The 2,622-nt window shown below is 52.4% G+C and carries 1 rRNA gene; it reads right to left on the bottom strand.

Features of this window, described 5'->3' with window-relative positions:
* Positions 1-26: 26 nt before the first annotated feature.
* A 23S ribosomal RNA gene (locus QOS07_RS09110) occupies positions 27-2,622 on the bottom strand; the annotation flags it as partial.

The raw sequence follows: 2,622 nt of genomic DNA, 5'->3' as shown, positions 1-2,622 counted from the left end.
CCACCAACAAACCTAACCGCTTTGCCTTGGTTAAGTCCTCGACCGATTAGTAATGGTCCGCTCCATGCATCACTGCACTTCCACTTCCATCCTATCTACCACATCATCTTTGTGGGGTCTTACTTCCCCGAAGGGAATGGGAAATCTCATCTCGAGGCGAGTTTCACACTTAGATGCTTTCAGCGTTTATCTCGTCCATACATAGCTACCCAGCAGTGCTCCTGGCGGAACAACTGGTACACCAGCGGTATGTCCATCCCGGTCCTCTCGTACTAAGGACAGGTCCTCTCAAATTTCCTACGCCCGCGACGGATAGGGACCGAACTGTCTCACGACGTTCTGAACCCAGCTCGCGTACCGCTTTAATGGGCGAACAGCCCAACCCTTGGGACCGACTACAGCCCCAGGATGCGATGAGCCGACATCGAGGTGCCAAACCTCCCCGTCGATGTGGACTCTTGGGGGAGATAAGCCTGTTATCCCCAGGGTAGCTTTTATCCGTTGAGCGATGGCCCTTCCATGCGGAACCACCGGATCACTAAGCCCGACTTTCGTCCCTGCTCGACCTGTCTGTCTCGCAGTCAAGCTCGCTTGTGCCTTTACACTCTGCGAATGATTTCCAACCATTCTGAGCGAACCTTTGGGCGCCTCCGTTACCTTTTGGGAGGCGACCGCCCCAGTCAAACTGCCCACCTGACACTGTCTCCCAGCACGCTTAGTGCTGCGGGTTAGAGTGGTCATAATGCAAGGGTAGTATCCCACCAACGCCTCCAGCGAAACTAGCGTTCCGCTTTCTATGGCTCCTACCTATCCTGTACAAGCAGTACAAACACTCAATATCAAGCTACAGTAAAGCTCCATGGGGTCTTTCCGTCCTGTCGCGGGTACCCTGCATCTTCACAGGGATTTCAATTTCACCGAGTCTCTCGTTGAGACAGTGCCCAGATCGTTACGCCTTTCGTGCGGGTCGGAACTTACCCGACAAGGAATTTCGCTACCTTAGGACCGTTATAGTTACGGCCGCCGTTTACTGGGGCTTCAATTCTGAGCTTCGCCGAAGCTAACCCATCCTTTTAACCTTCCAGCACCGGGCAGGCGTCAGCCCCTATACTTCATCTTACGATTTTGCAGAAACCTGTGTTTTTGATAAACAGTCGCCTGGGCCTTTTCACTGCGGCTGGCCTTGCGACCAGCACCCCTTCTTCCGAAGTTACGGGGTCATTTTGCCGAGTTCCTTAACGAGAGTTCTCTCGCTCACCTTAGGATTCTCTCCTCGACTACCTGTGTCGGTTTGCGGTACGGGCAGTTGAATACTCACTAGAAGCTTTTCTCGGCAGTGTGACATCAGCGACTTCGTTACTAAAAATTTCACTCCCCATCACAACTTGTCAACCCGCAACTAAGCATTTGACTCAGTTACTGACTCGTTGCTTGGCCGCACTCTTCCAATCGTGCGGTTCGCTTAGCCTCCTGCGTCCCTCCATCATTCAAACGCATTCAACTGGTACAGGAATCTCAACCTGTTATCCATCGCCTACGCCTCTCGGCCTCAGCTTAGGTCCCGACTTACCCTGGGAGGACGAGCCTTCCCCAGGAAACCTTAGTCATTCGGTGGACAGGATTCTCACCTGTCTTTCGCTACTCATACCGGCATTCTCACTTCTAAGCGCTCCACCAGTCCTCACGGTCTGACTTCGCCGCCCTTAGAACGCTCTCCTACCACGTGCACGTAGTGCACATCCACAGTTTCGGTAATATGCTTAGCCCCGGTACATTTTCGGCGCAGGATCACTCGACTAGTGAGCTATTACGCACTCTTTAAATGGTGGCTGCTTCTGAGCCAACATCCTAGTTGTCTATGCAACTCCACATCCTTTTCCACTTAGCATATATTTAGGGACCTTAACTGGTGATCTGGGCTGTTCCCCTTTCGACGGTGGATCTTATCACTCATCGTCTGACTCCTGAGTATAAATCAATGGCATTCGGAGTTTATCTGAAGTTGGTAACCCATGACGGGCCCCTTGTCCAAACAGTAGCTCTACCTCCACGATTCTTTACCTCAAGGCTCCCCCTAAAGAGATTTCGGAGAGAACCAGCTATCTCCAAGTTCGTTTGGAATTTCACCGCTACCCACACCTCATCCCAGCCATTTTCAACTGACACGGGTTCGGTCCTCCAGTGCGCTTTACCGCACCTTCAACCTGGACATGGGTAGGTCACCTGGTTTCGGGTCTATAACTACATACTTCTTACGCCCATTTAAGACTCGCTTTCGCTACGGCTCCGGTTTTTCCACCTTAACCTTGCATGCAATCATAACTCGCCGGTTCATTCTGCAAGAGGCACGCCGTCACCCATTAACGGGCTCCGACTGCTTGTAGGCACATGGTTTCAGGAACTATTTCACTCCCCTTCCGGGGTGCTTTTCACCTTTCCCTCACGGTACTGGTTCACTATCGGTCACTAGGTAGTATTTAGCCTTGCGAGATGGTCCTCGCAGCTTCCGACGGGGTTTCACGTGTCCCGCCGTACTCAGGATCCTGAACGGAGAATGTGACGTTTCGTCTACGGGGCTATCACCCTCTCTGGCACAGCTTCCCAGCTGTTGCGACTACGTCG

Source organism: Limosilactobacillus viscerum, assembly GCF_947387525.1.
Lineage (GTDB): Bacteria > Bacillota > Bacilli > Lactobacillales > Lactobacillaceae > Limosilactobacillus > Limosilactobacillus viscerum.
The sequence above is the reverse complement of the archived record's forward strand: the minus strand, read 5'-3'. Positions and strand labels throughout refer to the sequence as shown.